The following is a 19,008-nucleotide window of genomic DNA, read 5'->3' on the forward strand; positions in this document are numbered from 1 at the left end:
TTTTTGTATTTTTTAATTTATTTATAAAATTTTTAAATTTCATTTATATAGTAAAATTTTGACACTATGCAATAGTATATATATATATATATATAGGTGGTGTGTTATGAAAAATGCAAAAAAGATTAAAAAAATTGTGTTGGGAATTAGTGCAACAAGTGGATCTTTACCTCTTGTCTTTTTGCCTATTTCTCAAACTAATACAACAGGAACTTCAGAGGTAGTAGATAGTAAATATCTAAGTTATAGCCAATATAACAAAGTGCAAGATGATGGTATTTATACTAATTTCAATACCGTTGAAGGTGTGTTTTTTGAAGGATGAGCTGCAGGACAGAAAAAAGCGCCTATTTATGTTGGTACAAATCCAAATTACAGTAAAAATGAATCTGGCTATGATAAATCTGCATACTATATCAATAATAGAAATAATTGATATAGATTGTACGACTATAATGCAAATAAGGCAAAAAGAGATAGATATGGTGAAAATAGTTATAATCCTGCATGAGATTTATTGAATCCTTCTTTAGTTTTAAGTAGCAACTTAATTGATACAAGATATAACTGACAAAGAAACAATAATCAAGATTCTTCATTTTTTAACGGCGATGGGTGAGATTCTGTAAATGATACAAAATCTTTCAGAATTGGTTTTAATGTTGACAAATTAAGATCTGATGATAGAAAGTTTTTTGTAGGACTTTGAATTTCTGAAGATTTAATTCTAACTGGAAATATTAAAGCTATTCTTTCCACAAGAAATTCAAATGGACAATTTCAAGAAGCAATTGCAAATCCACAAAATGTTAAAACTTATAATATTTCAATTGATGAAAAATATGATGTGAATGACATTAGGGACGATAGAGGCAGCGCCACATGATACGGAAAAGAAGAAAATAAATATCGAATAAATCCTTGAATTTCTAAATCATATGACTATACAGGTGTATTTAGACAAGGCGATAATCGTTCAGGCTTTAAATTCTATAGTTCTAATCCAAATAATGAATATGCACAATTCACAAGATATTATGTTTCTGACAAAAAAAGATATACAACAGGTAAAACTTGATTAAATTCAATGCATTATGGTTCTTTTTATAAAACCTTTCCAAAAGAAATAAATCAAAATATTACTGATCAATATGGAAAATTATGAGGTGGGGTTAATAACGATTATTTCAGAAAAAGAACCATTGCTAACATGATTATTCATGATGAGCCATCATTGTCAGGTGATTGAAAATATGCGCCAGTTGCATATAATGGAGATGAATATAAATTAGGTTTATATCAAAAACAATATAAAGATAATAATAACTATATCTATAATTCTCTTAATAATAATGCAGGTTCATTATTGATTTTGGAAATAAAATCAGAGTATGAATCTACTGCTGGTTTTACACCATCATTACAATTAGAATTTACAGTAAAAAGAAATCCAAACACAATTGATAAGAATGAAGTACGTAGTGGAAATAATTCTAATCCTCTTTCAAGAGATGCTTCCGCTAAAAAAACATATATTGGATTTGGACAATTTAAATACGAATCAAGTGGTTGAGCTGATAGACAATTTGGTTCATTTATGAAAATGGCAGATCGTCAAGCATATCAAAATATTAAATTCAATACCACTGAAAAATTGGTTAAAAGCGAATACCTTTTAGATAATGATAAATTACCTAATACCACTTTATCTTTAATTCAAGATAATAATGGAACTGAAAGACTAATTCATTCAGTGAATAAATCAAAGTATAATGAAGCAATAAATCAAGATAAAATTCTTTCAGAGTATAAAACCAAAAATAATGTTGATTCCTTGACTCAATATTCAAATATAAATAATTTAAGACTTAAAACTAGTTTTGTAAATTCTGAAGATTATAAAAAATGAAAAATTGTTTCTGAAAATTCTTATTCAACTCAAAATCCAAATATTTTTTCTTTTAATACAACAGATGATGATGGATACCTTAATTTTAATGAAATTAGCTATGATTTAACAGATTATGAAAAACTAAAAAGATTTGCAAATGATAGAAAGAAAAATAAATGATTAACTATTAAACAAATTAATTATTTATTATCACAAATTGAGCAAAATGAAAACTTTAATAAAACCACATATTCTTTCAATGATCCTAAATGATTTGAATATTTCAAGGAGCAAATTTCTAATTTAAATAATTTACAAGGGCAAGCAGAAGCAAAAAGAGCTGAATTAAGAAATTTAGTTGTAAGCACAACAGATAAAACGGATTGAAATAGTGAAATTAGCAATAAAGTTCTTTTTGCTTTTGCAGATCAAAGAGAAGCTAAAGGACAAGCTTTAAAATTATTAGAAATTGAAGGATGAAGCAGCAACACTTCTGCAGCAAAAAAATATGATTTACAATCAGAATTAAACTTAAATCGTGAAGCAGTAGACAGAAACATTGATTCAAAAGTTGCTTTACAAACTGCGGATGAAGTTACAAAATATATATCAGATGTAAATGATGTTATTACTAAAATAAAACAAACAGGTAAAAATAATTTAGAAAATGAATTCATTAATACTTTAAATAGTCAAAGTATTACTAATAAGAATTGAAGTAATTATAATTACATACAAGGTACTAAATTTATAATTGATGCAATTAATTCTGTGCTTTCAAGATATAATACTCCTTATGATATAACCACTTTTGTTCCGGCTAATAATACACAATATCAAAGTAATAAAAACACAATTTTAAACAAAATAAAAGCTTTATCTACTTTATATGATGAAATTCAAAAGATTCAACCAATTATTGAAAATATTAAAAATGATAAATTGGTGTATGGTAAAACAAGTAGTAAACCAACCATTGATAATGTTTGATATAACAATTTTGTTACAAAATTGCAGAACAACAATAATGTATCAAATGATTCATCTTATGCTTTTTATTCACAAGGCAATTTGGATACTTTTAAAACACAAAATGCAAGTAATTTAAAAAACAATTGAATTGATAAAATTCTAGAATTAAATGGAAATAAAACACAATTTACTTCAGACATTAATTCATTTAATTATTTAGATGAAAGTGCAAAAAATTCATTCCTTCAAAAAATTCCAAATGATAAAAACTTTACTTATAATGAAGCCAGCTATCAATTAAGTGATAATAGAACTACTATTAATAATCAATTAACATCTTTAATTAATGAAGCATTTGGACAAGCTAAAACTAAAGCAAAAGAAAAAATAAAAAGTTTTTCATATGTTTCACAAGCATTAAAAAATGCTGCTTCAAGTAATATTGATAATGCTGAACTCTATAGAAATCAAACTGATAATGCTCAAGATGATTGAGTATATTTTGGTAATGACAAAAATTTAAAAACTATTGTGGATGAGTTAGAAAAACAAAATAATTATCATAAACAATTGATTGATTATTTAAATTCTCCAACATTAAATAATAATGAAAATAATGTTTTAACTCAAAAACAAAAAGAAGCATTTAAAAAGGACATTCTTTCTAAAAATTTTGCTGATGAAAACGCAGTTAATGAATATAAAGAATCTATTAACAGTGTAAATGATGCAACACAAAATTTAAAAACTTATGTAACTAATTTAAAAACTAATACAGATAAATATAATTTTGCTTCTCCAGATAAAAAACGTAATTTTGATGTTTATAAAACAGCTGCTGATTCATTATTAAATAATAAAGGATCAAATATAAATCCAACACAAATTGCTAAATTACAAGAAAATTTAACTAATGCTTATAATGCTTTAGATGGTGATATCTTAATTAATAAAGTAAAACAATTAGAGTATTTCACTACTGATTTACAAAATCTTGTAATTAATCAAATTAAAGCAGCAGATGCAAGTAAAAGACAAGAAATTTATGAAAAATCTAAAACTTTAAATGATAATTTCGGTGCAAATGATTTATCTCTAATTACTACTTATAATTCTGCAAATTCAACCACTGACTATACTAATGGATCAAAAGGAAGAAAATCTGCTTTTGATTCTGCTTTAACTAATCTTAATGCTAAATTAAATACCAATAAAAACAAATTAGAACAACCAACAACAGCACCTACAGATTACACAAACTTTATTGAAAATTATATTAGTCAATACAATCAATTAAAATCTGCTGCTACAAGCGCTTATGATAATCTTGATGGCGATGAAATTACTACAGAAAAACAAAGATTAAATGCAATTAATTTAACTTTTGATTATCCAAGCAAAAAAACAACATTACCTTCAAAAATTACAGAATCTTCAATAACCAATAATTTATCTCAAAACAATGTTGATGTTATCAAGAATGATATTAACAAAAATGACACTGATGGAACTGTTGGTTTTAACTATCAATTAGTTTCAACTGATTCAAAATTTAGTTATTTACCAGCAGATGAAAAAATTAAATCAGATTCTAAATCAGCAACAATTAATGGATTTTTAACTAGTGCACAAAAAGCAATTAATGATAAAAAGGCAGAGTTAATTGAAAAAATTAATCAAGCTAAAGATCAAAATAAAATTACTGATAGTCAAAAACAAACCTTAATAGATGCAGTCAATAATGCTACAAATCTTGATGAATTAAACAAACAAGAAGCAAAAGATAACGAAATTTTCAAATTAACTGCTACTTATCAACATTTCAATCCAAAACAAAATCAGGAATTATTTGAAAAAATTCAAAATGCTACAAGCAGTCAAGAAGCACAAACTATTTTTGCCAAAAAAGAAAATGTTGACTTAAATAATTCAATGAAAAAATTGAAAGATTTAGTTAATGAATACACAAGCAAAAAATCTAGTGTTGATTACACAAGTGCAACTAATCAAAGTCAATTTGATACTATTTTAAATTCAGCTGATGATTTAATTACTTCAGCTACAAATAATGGATCTACTAATCCTTCATTAAATACTTTAATTGGTGGTATTAACCAAAGTGGTTCATTAAATAATAGTTTTGCTTTACTTGATGGAATTAAAACTAAAGCAAAAAATGATATTCAAGGATTAAGCTATTTAACAGATGCACAAAAACAACAATATAAATCAGAAATTGATGGTGTTTCTGATTTACAAACAAGTGAAACTAAGCAAGCAGCTGTTGATAAAATCCTAACTAAAGCTAAATTAAATCAATATAATGCAACCTTTGATTATGATAATAAATCAAAAATTACTCCAAGTCAAATTGTTAAAAGCAATGTAAATAAAACCATTGTTTATAATAATTCTTTAGGTAGTCCAAAAATTACAACTGATCAAATTGAAATTAAGCAAATTGTTAAAAATGATGCTGATGGAACCGCAACAGTTAAATATGTTATAAAAGATGCAAATGATCAATCTTTAACTTCTGATACTAAAGAAGCAATAATTAGAGGCTTTAAAACTGGTGATCAAGCAGAAAAAGAAAGATTAGATGGAATTAATTCTGTAACAGTTAAAGCAACTGCAGAGCAAAAACAAAATCAAGCTTCAAAATTAACTAATGCCGAAAATCTACAATGAGATATTCAAAGTAGTCAAAATGCTGAAATAGTTGATAAAACTATTGTTGGTTACAATGATATCACTGGTAAATTAAAAGTTTCTTATAGACTAAAATCAAAAACTTCAACAAATATTTATTCAGATGTTAAATATGCAGAAATTGAAGGTTTCCAAACTGAAAAACAAAGATTAGATTTATTATTAACTCAAGCCAATGCAATTTTAACTATTACTAACAAAAAAGTGCCAACTGAAGTAACTTATGGCACTGACTTTAATATTAGCTTTAAAGACAGTAACGTGCAAAAAGCAAGCTTTAAAGAAATTCCAAATATCACTAATAAAGATGATAGAAATGGTCAAATTACCTATGACTATACTTTAAAATCTGATAGACAAGATTTAATTACTATTCAAGAAGAAGCTGCTCAAGCAAATGAAGTTGTTTCAGCTAAAAGTTCAAGCTTTACAGCTTCAGGCTTCTTGACAGAACAAGAAAGATTAGAAGACTTATTTAAAAATGTAATTTCACTTAATTATAGTGAGCCAAATAAAGCAAATTCAACTATTAATCCAAGTGAATTACAAACTAAATATCTTTCAATTGCCAATGCCAATAACTATAAAATAAGTTCACAATATGAATTATTAAATTTAACTAGTGACAACTATAGAAACGGAACTAGAAGTGTTAAAGTAACTTTAAATTCAACTAAAGATGGTTTAGATGATATTTCATATACTTATGATTTAGCAAGTTTATTAACTAAAAAAACTCTAAGTGCAGAAGAACAAAAAATTGTTAATAAATATACCTTAAGTGGTTTTGAAACTGAACAAACTAGAATTAATAATTTAGCAGTTAATTTTGTGCCTTCAAAAACCTTAAAAATGGCTTCAGATTTATTGGCTAATAAAAACAATTGACAAACTTATTTACCTGTAAATCCACAATTACAAGACGCTACTTTAGCGCTTGATGAAGCAAATGGAGCAGCTATAGTTGCAAATGATAAAACTGGTGAATTGACTCTTAAATATAAAGTTATTTCAAGTAGAGTAAATGATATTTCAAGCAACAGAACATATCATTTAAATAATTTAATGACTGAAGCGGATAGATTAAATGCAATTATTAATGATTCCAATATTGCTAAAACTATTCAAGAAATTCAAAATAAAGAAAATGTTTTACCATCAAGTATTCAAAATGTTATTTTCAACAATTTAGATGAAAATCAAAAAGCAAGTTTTACTGATATTGAATTAAGTCCTAATGATGCAACAGGACAATTAGTAATTAACTATAAATTAGAATCAACTAGAGATAATTTAAAGGATCAAAAATCTTTAAGAACTGGTTCAATTACAATTGACGGATTCTTAACTACTTTAGATAAAGCAAAACGCGAGGCTAAAGAATACATTAACAATTCACAACATTTAAGTAATGAGGAAAAAACTAAATTTAAGGATTTAATTGACCAACAAAATAATGTTAATGATGTAAACGGTAAATTATTAGAAACTCAAAAACAAGAATTAATAAACCAAATTGCTCAAACTTACACATATTTAAATCCAAAACAAAAAGAGAATTTAAAAACTTTAATTAATAGTGCAACTTCAAAAGAAGATGCGCAAACTAAATTTAATTCATACAGTGATTTAAATAATAAGATGAAGCAGTTATCAGGTTTAGTTACTAAATATGCAAATACTACTACTTCTGATGCAAAATACACCAATGCCACAGAAAGTGCAAAAAATAATTTTAAAACCACTTATGAAGCAGCTAAAACTTTATTAACTTCAACAACTGATGATGGTACAAGCAAATTAGATCAATATATTGCAAATAGAAATGTACCTAATTCATTAGATAACTTATATGATGCTTTAGACGGTTTACAAAATAATGCAATTAACCAAATTAATGGCTTACCATATTTAAATCCAAATGAAAAAACAGCTTTAATTGATAAAATTAAGCAAGTTCCAAATAATAGTGATACTAAAGAAAACTTAATTAATGCAATTGTTGAACAAGCAACAAATGCTAATAAAGCTAAAAAACCTTATATTGAGGCAATTCAAGACTTAAGTGATTTATCAGAAACAGAAAAAACTAACTTTAAAGACCAAATTATTAATAATGCAATTATTAATAATAATGGTGAAACTACAGATCAAAGTAATACACAAAATTCTGTCTTAAAAGAAGCTAAAAAACAAAATTGAAGCAATCAAATTAATAAATTAACTTCAATTAACAACCAACAAAATCAAGCCTTTAAAGATCAATTAAGCACCAATAAATCTGACAGTGAAAATGAAAAAGTTGTAACTAATGCTAAAGCATATGATACTTTAGACAAACAAGCAAAAGGCTTTAATCAAACTTTCAATAAAAATCAACCTAAATACATTTTTGCTCAAGATAATTTAAAAACAGCTTTAGATAATGCGTTAGATAGTTTTAGTCCTTTAATTAATGAAAATGCAACAAATATTAATTTAGAAGAATTGCAAACTAAATTAAATAACTTTAAACAAGCAGTTAATGATTTGGATGGTGAACAACAATTACAAACTTTAAAAGATAAAATTAATACTTTCACTTCTTTAACTCAAGAACAACGCAATACTTTAAAAGATAAAGTTGCTAAAACAGCTAATTTAACTGAAGCTAAAAAATTAGTTGCTAATGTGGAAAACTTAAATAGTAAACTTACTGATTTAAATAATTTAATTAGTACTTTAGAAGCTGAAAAAACAACTAATAGTCGTTATATTAATGAAGATGCAACTGAAAAATCTAAATATGATCAAGCAATTATAAGCGCTAAAAATGAAATTAATGACAGCTTAAAACAAAACTTTGCTGACACTGATATTACAGAACAAATTAATGACAAAATAACTCAAATTAGTACATTAACTTCTTCCTTAAATCAAACTAAAGATGCATTAGATGGAGATAGAAAAGAATTTAAACGTAATTTAAATAATTTTGACTTATGAAAAGATAATCAAAAAGATGATTTTATTCAGAAAGTTAATGAATTACCAAAAGATTTCTTAACTACCCAATCAACTAAAAAAGCTGAAATTTTAAACAATGCATTTACTAAAATGCAAGAAAATGCTAGAGATAAAGTTAATAATTCAACTTTAAGTCAAGATGATAAAAATACTTTATTAACCAAAATTAATAATGCTCAAATTGACACCAATACTCCAAGTAAAAGTTATGATTGAAAATTAGTGGAGATTTTAAAAGAATTAGACCAAAATAATCAACAAAAGTTAGAAGCTAAAAAGAAAATTCAAGCTTTAACTAATTTAAACAAAGCTCAAAAAGATACTTGATTAGCTAAAATTGATGCTGCTGATTTAAACAATTTAGATGAAGTTGTGACTAATGCAACCAATTTAGATACAGCAATGGCAACATACAAAAAAACTCCAAGCAATTTATCAGAAATTAAACAAGGAATTGATTATACTGAAGCAAGCAATCAAAGTACTTTGGATAACTTAATTACGCAAAGAGATAATGCAAATAATTATGAACAAGGAAATAATTTATCTTTAGAAGAAGTTAATAATGCAATTACCGCTATTAATAATGCAGTAAATGCCTTAGATGGTGTTGAAAGAGTTGAAGCGGCTAAAACCAAAGCCAAAAATAACATTAACACTAACTACACTTCATTAGCTCAAAATCAAAAAGATTTAGCAATTAAGAAAATCGATGCGCTTAATTCAGTAAGTGCAATCGAAAGTCAAGATCAAGTTAATAGTGCGCTCAATAATTCAATGAAAGCATTAAGAGCTGAAATTGCTAAGGAGAATGCTGTTAAACAATCTGAAGATTATATTTATGAAACTAATAGCAATCAAAATTCATATGATAATGCATTAAGTGCTGCAAAAGATTTATTAAACACTTTGGAAACTTCACAAGATGAAACTAATTTATTCAATAAATCTGATATAGATACCAAAACCACTAATTTATCTAATGTACAATTGAATGGAAGTCAAAGAAAAGAAGATGAATTAGCGAGATTAACTGCTCTTGATTCACAACCAAGTTTAAAAAATGGTGTAAATCAAAGTAAAACTGCTTCACAAGTTTTAACAAGTGATATTGAATTTAAAACACTTACAGATGCTAACGCAACTGTTTCAAGTATTACCAATACAAATGAAGAAACTGGTGCAGTTGCTTTAAGTTATCAACTTAGATCTACTAAAGAAAACTTAGAATCATTAACTGTAGATAAAAGTGCGACTGTAAATACTTTAAGTGAAAATCAAAGATTAGACCAATTAATTGATAATGAGCAAGTGGCTAAAACTATTACTTATCCAGATAGCCAAAATGTAATTAGATCTGAAATTAATAAAGATAATTTTGTTACTTAAATCGCACAAGAAACACAAGCTAAAATTGTGATTGATAGTTTTAGCAACAATCCAAATAATCCAAAAGCAATTGATATTACTTATCATTTAGTTTCAACTAAAAATGGTGTAAATGCAATTTCTAAAACTAAAACTATCACTTTAGATGATTTCCAAAGTGATGTTGAACGTGAACAAAAAACAATTAATGCTTATACAGAAAGTGATTATACTTTTACAGCCGATAACACTAAATTAGCTTCATACTTTAAAGATCATGCTAGTGAAATTCAAATTAGTGCTAAAAATACAAATAACCGTGAAACTGAAACAATTGAAATTCAAAGAGTTGTGGCTTACAATGACGTTGATGGAACTTTAAAAGTTGAATTTGTAACTAAAAGTAATAAAAATGGCACTTTATTAACTTCAAATACAAAAGTAGCAACTATTAGTGGCTATAAAACTGAAAGCCAAAGATTAGATGATTTATTAAATAATTTAAGTCAAAATAATATTAATGTTGGCAAAGATAAAGCAACTACTTTACCTTCTGATGCAACTACAACAACTGATTACACTTATAGTTTGAGTGGAACTGAAAAAGCAACTTTAAATATTGTTGATGCTATTAGCCCTAATAATGAATTAGGAAAAGTAACTTTTACAGCTAAATTAGTTTCAACAAAAGCTAAAAATGAATTAGTTTATGATGCTGAAAATAGTAATTTACCAGCAATTACTACTCCAGAAACTTCAATTACAAAGAGTTTAGAAATTACTGGCTTCAGAACACAAACAGAACAAGATGAACTTGATAAACAAGCTGAAGTAGAAAGATTAAACAATTTAAGCGCAAGCTTTGATTACACTGATAAAGCTACAACTTTACCTTCTGAAGCTAACAAAAATCAAATTACTTCTACATTTACCAGTCAAAATCCAGAAGCAACTATTGTAATTAAAAATATTAGTGCTTATGATGAAATTACAGGCGCAATTACCTTTAAATATGCTTTTGCTTCAGCAAAAGATGGTATTTATAGCGGGGTTGAATCAACAGAAAAAACTGCCACTTTAACTGGCTTTAAAACTGAAAAAATGCGTCTTGATGAATTATTAAGAACAAATAAAGATCAATTAGAAGCTCAAATTAATAATTTAACAACTAATGCATATAAAGATAATTTAGCTTCAAATGTAATTGATAATTTTGTAATAACAGACAAAAATAATTCATTAGATAATGCAACAATTAATATTTTTACTAAAGTAGCAGATGATGTAAGTGGCCGAATTTCTTATACTTATAATTTAGTTTCAACTAAAACTTTAAATAATAATCAAGACTTATCAGGCCAAAATTCAGAGAGTGCTTCTGGAACTTTAGGCGGCTTTAAAACTAATGCTGATGTTGAAAGTGAAAGATTAAATAGCACACAAACCTACAGCGTTGATTATGCAGATAAAGCAACAACTTTAGCTTCATCATTAAAAGATGATGCAATTACCAATTGAACTTGAAATAAACCAAACGATGCTGATTATGAATTCATTGAACGAAAAGTTATTGCTTATGATGATGTGAATGGCAAAATTAAAGTTGAATTTAAATTAAAATCAACTAAAAATAATTTAGGCAAAGAAGTAATTAGCAACAAAAAAGTAGTTGAATTAACAGGTTTCTTAACTGAAAAACAAAGATTAGATAATTTAATTCAAACTGTTCAAACTGCAAGCGTGATTACAAATGACCAAGATGCTTTAGTTAAAAAACCTTCACAATTAACCAATGGTGACTTTACAATTACTAAGCCACAAGCATGAGATAATGAAAATGTGAATATTGTTTTAGTAATTGATGATCAAGATCGTGATGACGAAACTGGAACAATTAAAGCAAGTTATCAATTAAATACTACAAGAGTTAATTTAGTTTCTGGCTATGATAATGTTGATCAAAATGTAGTTTCAGATAATGCACCTAAAGTAACATTTAATAATTATTTAACTACTAGCCAAGAAGAAATTAATCGTTTAGATGCAATTAATCTAACTTATAGTAATTTAAATAATAAATTATTACCAAGCCAAATTACTACTAATAATAGTAATAGTGCATTTAGCATTAATTTACCTCAAGATGCTGAAGCAGAAGTGATTAATTTAGTAATTGAAAGCCAAAATGATAAAGATGGTTCATTAACTATTTCATATCAATTGCAATCAACTAAAACTAATTTAAATACTTTAACTTCTGCTAAAAAATCTTACACATTTAGCAAAACAAATAATGATCAATACTTCACTGAAAAAGAAAGATTAGATCTTTTAGCATATAATCCTACTCTAAGTGAAACAATTAGAACAACTAAAACAGCTTCAGAAATTAAAGCAAAAGATATTGAATTTGCAATTGTTGATAATGCTACTGTTTTAGTTTCAGATATTGAAATTATTGCAGTTAATGAAGTAACCGGGGAAGTGGAGATTACTTATTTAGCAACTTCACAACGGGCTAATTTAACTGATGTGAAATCAAGTCTTAAAAATGCAACTTTAAATACTTTAACTGAGATACAAAGATTAAAAAATTTAGTGACTGCAAGTGAAGAAGTCTTTAATTTTGCTGGTAATAAGGCACAAAACTTAACCACAGTTGATGAAGTAACCTTAGCTCAATTATCTGGTTATTTAGCTCAAGAAATTGACAATCAAAAAACTAATATTTTGAGTCAAAATCAAGCTAAATTAGTAATTGATTCAATTGCAAGCACAAATAGTGCAACCGGTGAAATTGTTTTAAATTGACATTTAGAATCTACTAAAACAAACTTAAATAATCAAGTGGTTAAAACAGCTAATAAACAATACACTTTAGCTGGTTTCCAAACCGCTAATGAACGTGAGCAACAAGAATTAAATGCTTTAGAAAATACTGATTTTACTTTCACATATGATAGAACTAAATTAGCTTCAGAATTCAAAACTAATCCAAGTGGAATTAGCATTCAAAGTAATCGTGCAGATACTACAGCAGAAAGTGCAAAAGTAATTGCTTATAATGATATTACTGGTGAATTAGTTCTTGAATATGTTGCAAAAAGTACTAAAAATGGTACTGATTTCACTTCAGAAACTAAAACTGTAACTTTAAATGGCTTCAAAAATGAACAACAAAGATTAGATCAAATAGTAGATAGCTTGAGTAATAGTTCATTGATTTTCAACAATGATAACAGTACTAGAGTAAATTATTTACCTTCAAGTACAACTGCAACTACTCAAAATAATTATGCTTATGCTAATAGTGCTAATGATCAAGCATCATTAAATGCAATTACATTCAGTCCAAATGATGAAACTGGTTCATCAACAAGTCAAATTACTTTAAGAAGTGATAAATTAAAAAGTGATTTAATTTGAGCTGAAGATAATCTTAAATATAATGACTATCAATACTCAACCATTACTTCTAAAAATAAAGAATTGACTTTAACTGGTTTTAGAACACAAAATGAGCAAAATAATTTAGATCAAGCCACCGAAAGAGCAAGATTAAATGATTTAAGTGCAACATTTGATTACACAGATAAAACTAATGTATTACCTTCTAATTCTGTTAAAGATGCAGTTACAAGTCAAATTGACCAATCTGATAATCAAGCAACAGTCAAAATTATTCAAATTAGTACTAAAGATGAAATTAATGGTCAAATTACTGGTAAATATGTCTTTGTTTCAAACAAAAAAGGTATTTACAGCAATTTAGAATCTGAAGAGAAAGAATTTACAATTACAGGCTTTAAAACTGAAAGTCAAAGATTAAATGATTTACTATCAAAAATTGAAGCACAAGCAGCTATTCAAAATGTTAATGTAAGTGAATATAAAAATCATTTACCAACTGATGTTTTAGATCAATTAATTTTAAGCGCAAACAATTTAACTAGTGCACAAATTGAAATTGTTAATAAAAATACAAATAGTGCTGATGCAGCTATTGATTATGTTTATCGTTTAGTTTCAACTAGAGGATTAGTGAATGGTCAAAATCTAAATACTGTTACAAGTACAACTACTAAAAACGGTAAATTAGGTGGTTTCAAAACTTTAGTAGAAGCTGAAAAAGAAAGATTAAACGCAATTGATGTAAATAATACTGACGATCAATTTAGTCATACAATTGATTATGCAGCTAAAAACTTACAATTAGCTTCATCATTAACTCAAGCAACAGGACAAAATTGAAATTGAAAAGTTAACCCAGATAGTGATCATGAATTTGTTGATCAACAAATTGTTGCCTACAATGATATAACTGGTGAATTAAAAGTAAGTTACAAATTACAATCTAAAAAATCTGATTTTGAAACAGTACAATCTGAAACTAAATATGCAATTATTTCTGGTTTTAAAACTGAAAAACAAAGATTGGATGATTTAGTAAATAATACTCAAAATCAACCTGTAACTATTAGTCAAAATGCAAATACTTTAAAAGATGGCGCAAATGCTAAAAAAGCTTCTGATTTAGAAACTTCTGATTTTACAACTACTTTAACTTCAGCAGGTGAAAATCAAAATATTAAAGTTTATCTTGAATTAGATACTAAAAATGCAGATAATGAACACGGAACAATTTTAGTTGGCTACCAATTAGAATCTACTAGAAACTTAACTGGTGAAAATGGTTTAGTGTCTGAAAATTGAGAAAATAAACCATCTGAAAAACCATTAATTAAGTCAGAAAAATCAAGAGCTCAAGAATTTAGTGGCTATGTAACTAATGATGATGAAGAAGTTAATAGAATTGAAAAATTATTACCATTACTTAAATTAGACTATCCAAATAAAGCAAATTACTTACCATTATTAAATGAAGATGAAGTGCTTAGCCAAAATGTGGAAGTTAAATTTAAAGATGGTCGTGCTTTATCAGGAGAACAAGTTGCATTAAAACCAAATTCATTAACAATTGTTAAACGTGATGATGAAAAAGGTTTAATTCAAGTGCAATATACACTTGTTTCTACCACAAGAAATAGCATTGAAAGAGTTGTAAACGCTACTGCGCAAGAGGACGCAAAACAACTTACAGGTTTCAAAACAGAATTACAAAGATTGCAAGCTTTAAATTATGTTTGAGAAAATCAAATTACTAATAAAAACTCAATTAGCCCAAGTGATTTACAAGAAACAAATATTACTGCAATTGATAATAAGTTAGATCAAGCAACTAATATTCAAATCACTTCAAGAAATGATAAAACTGGAGTTATTTCAGGTACTTATAGTATTTATTCAAAACGTCCAAATTTAGACACTATTCATATTGATAATCTTACTTTCACAATTAATGGATTACAAACTGAAAGTCAAAGATTAGATCGAGTAATTGCTAATCAAAATATTGCCAAATCAATTACTTACAATAAAAATGATCAAAGTACAACTAAAGCCAGTGCTTTAGTTGCAAATAAAGCAGAAGTAATTAAAAACTTAAATAATAGTTACTTTGTTACCTCAGTGGCAAATAATGAAGTTAATAAAGCGCAAATTGTAATTGATGATATTAGCGCAAATGATGAAACTGGAAACTTAACAGTAACTTATCATTTAGCTTCTTTAAAAGACGGATTAACAGATCAAAGATCAAGTGTAAGTCCAACTTTAACAATTGGTGGATTCTTAACTAACTTACAAGATGCTAAAAATAAAGCAAAAGCTTATATAGATCAATTAGTGACCGATAACAAATTAACCACTGATCAAACCGAAGAATTAAAAACTGAAATTGATAATGCAACTAATAATGATGAAATTACTGAAGTAAAAACTAAAGCTGATAAACAAGTGATTATTAATGATGCTTTAAACAATTTCACAAATTTAAATCGAGCTCAAAAAGATAAATTGGTTGAAGAAATTACAAACAGTTCAGATATTAATGAAGCTCAAAAAATCAAAGAAAAATACTCAGATTTAAATGATAAAATGGGTGAATTAGCAGATTTAGTAACTGAATATAAGAAGAAAAAAGCTGAAGATAAATATACTCAAGCTTCAAAAACTACCAAAGATGCTTTTGATGACGTAATTGCTAAAGCAGAAGAATTATTAGATAAAACTAATGCAACAGATTTAGGCACCAACATCGATGAATTTTTAGGCACTAAAGAAGACCATTCAGATGGTTCAATTAATCAAAAATATGAAGCATTAGATGGTGAAATCCAAAAAGTAATTAAACAAGTTGAAGCAAGCGACTTATTATCTAATGATCAAAAAACCAGTTTTAAAGAAGAATTAAATAAAGTTAGTCCAAAAGACTTAAGTTATACTGAAGATAATAAAGTAAAAACTTTAGACCAAATTAAAGCTGATATTTTAGATAAAGAACAAGAAAAACAAAGATATATAAACGCAATTAATAGCTTTGAAAACTTGAATCAACAACAAAAAGATGATTATATTGCCAAAATTAAAGCTGCTAATTCTGCGGACTTAGAAACAATTAATGAAGAAGCTAGATTATTAGATAATGAAATGGCCAAATTAAAAGAAGCTGCTAGCGATCAAGATGAAATTAAGGCGAGCGATAAATATTTACAAGCCTATGATGCAATTAAAAATACTTATGATAATACTATAACAGCTGTTAATAAAGTAATTAATGGTCGTCCAGCTGATGCTAATGAATCAGATAATTTCCCTTACAATGCAAATAAAGATAAAGTAACTAGATTAATTAATGATTTAAATTGAATTGAATTGCAGATTGAAAAAGATGCAGCGAAAAGAGCAATTAATAATTTAGAAAACTTAAATCAAGATGAAAAAGATAAAGCAATTGATTTAATTATTGATGCTGATTCTAAAGAAAAAGTTAATGCAATTGTGGCAGTTGAAAAAGTTAGAAATAATCAAAAACAACCTTATATTGATCAAATTCAAACAATTCCTAATTTATTTGATAATGAACAACAAATTTATATTAATGAAATCAAAAATACGAATTTAAATCTTAGCCCAGATAATGTGGTTGAAAATGTAGCAGATTTTGAAGCAATTATTCTAAAAGCACAAAAAGATTCATTGATTAAAGAGTTAGAAAAATCAATTAATAATGATGAAACTGCTCGAATTCTTAATCCAAAACAACTTGAATACTTTAAAAATGAAATTAATAATGCAACTAACTTAAAAGAAGCACAGTCAGCCCTTACTTCAGCTCTTGAAGTCGCTGATAAAATGGCTAACTTAAAAGAAAAAATTGCTAAATACACTGAATTAATTAATGATTCAAACAATACTAAATATCAAAATGCAGATAATCAAGAATTGATTCAAAATAAATTAAAAATCGCTAATGAATTATTAAACTCTCCTACTCAAACTGGTTTAGATAGAGATAATGATAATTTAGATAATTTAGCCGCTAATAATCAAAATGATCAATCATTAGATTATGCTTATGATATTTTGAATGGTAAAGAAAATATATTAAAAGAAAAAGTTAATAATTCAGATTTACTTTCAACTGAAGAAAAAACCTCATTAAATGAACAAATCAATAAAGTTGATAAATTAAATAATGAAGATGAACAGATTGCTAAAATTACAAAAGTAATTGCAGATAAAGAACAAGCAAAACAAGACGCAATTGAACAAATTAATAATTTAGAGCATCTTAACCAAAGTCAAAAAGATAGTTTAATTAATGAAATTAAATCTTCAAGTGCAGAAGATAAAGATAATGTTGTTAATAAAGCAAAAGAACTTGATAAAGCAATGGCAGACTTACAAAAAGAAGTTAAACATAGTGATGAAGTTCATCAATCAACTGCATATCAAAATGCAACTGATGAACAAAAAAATAACTATGATAATGCCTTAGAAAATGCAAATCAAGTGCTTAATAATCAAAAACCAAATGATTATGCTTCAAGCAATTTAAATCAAAATGAAGTTGTTGAATTAATCAATAAATTACGTGAAATTGAAAGCAAATTAGAAGGTAATAAAAATAAACTTATTGCCGATAATCAAGTTAAATTACATGATCTAATTAACAAATACGATAAAGACTTAAAACCTCAAACTAAAAAAGCAATTCAAGAAATTCTTGATGAATTAAAAGAATATGCTGTAGACACTGAGTCAATACAAAACATTGTTAAATTAATTGAAAAAACTTCAAAATTACAATGATTATTAGAACAATATCAAAATAGTAAAGATATTAGTAATACTAATACTCAAAAAGCAAAAGAAGATTTAATTAATCATTTAGCTGAAGTGGAAAATGATTTACAAAACTTTGTGAATACTGAAGAAAATACTTTATTACATGAATTAATTAATCAAATTTATAAAGTTAAATCTGATTTTGTAACTTATAGTTCTATCAAAGTTAAAATTACAGATGCAATCACTAATTATGATTTAGAATTACTTGCTGATTTAGCACTTAATTTAAATAAATTAAATGATTACAGATACATTAATTTAGTTAAAAACTTAAATCAATTAGAAGCAATTAATGATAAAAATAATTATGAAAAAGTTGCTCAAACTTGAAGAAATATTATTAAAAATAATGCAAAATTAGATGTAATTGACAAAGACATTTTAAACAAAAAAGCAATGCAAGATTTAGCAATTAAAGAAAATCTAAATTGAATTTGATACTTATTCTTAAGTCTTGGATTAATTAGTTTAATTGGAATTATTGCAACTTTAGCAAATAGAAAAAAATAAATTAAAAATGAAATCCTGTTTCTGTTGGGATTTCATTTTTATATTCATCAAATAATAATTTTAGAACAAGAAAGAAAAAAGCATTTTTAATAATTGCTAATACATTATAGTATATGAAAAATTCCATATTTTCCTGCGTTTCCCACTTAGTAGCATTAAAAAGGAAAATATCCGTTTTGCCGGATATTATTTTTTATTTTTGGATCTTTTCTAGAATTTTTTGAACAAGTTGATAGTCATTTCAACTTTCTTCTACACTTGTATCTTTCAAATTAAATGTTTTTATTGTTTTTCCA

At 26.2% G+C, this 19,008-nt stretch carries 3 protein-coding genes; 2 read left to right on the forward strand and 1 reads right to left on the reverse strand.

Features of this window, described 5'->3' with window-relative positions; translation table 4 throughout:
* Positions 1–106: 106 nt before the first annotated feature.
* Both Q346_RS0102515 and Q346_RS0102520 read left to right on the forward strand, forming a co-directional pair.
* Positions 107–9,970, forward strand: a complete 9,864-nt coding sequence (locus tag Q346_RS0102515) for a lipoprotein 17-related variable surface protein (RefSeq protein ID WP_027332931.1) — start codon at positions 107–109, stop codon at positions 9,968–9,970.
* A gap of 27 nt (positions 9,971–9,997) precedes the next feature.
* Entirely contained in the window at positions 9,998–18,712 is an 8,715-nt protein-coding gene (locus tag Q346_RS0102520) for a lipoprotein 17-related variable surface protein (RefSeq protein ID WP_027332932.1), read from the forward strand.
* A gap of 1 nt (position 18,713) precedes the next feature.
* Here the strand turns inward: Q346_RS0102520 and Q346_RS04250 are convergent, their stop codons facing one another.
* Complete coding sequence (locus tag Q346_RS04250) at positions 18,714–18,839, reverse strand: hypothetical protein (RefSeq protein WP_280513013.1); 126 nt, start codon at positions 18,837–18,839, stop codon at positions 18,714–18,716.
* Positions 18,840–19,008: the final 169 nt, after the last annotated feature.

Origin of the sequence: Mycoplasmopsis gallinarum DSM 19816 (genome assembly GCF_000621085.1) — a bacterium.
Lineage (GTDB): Bacteria > Bacillota_I > Bacilli_A > Mycoplasmatales > Metamycoplasmataceae > Mycoplasmopsis > Mycoplasmopsis gallinarum.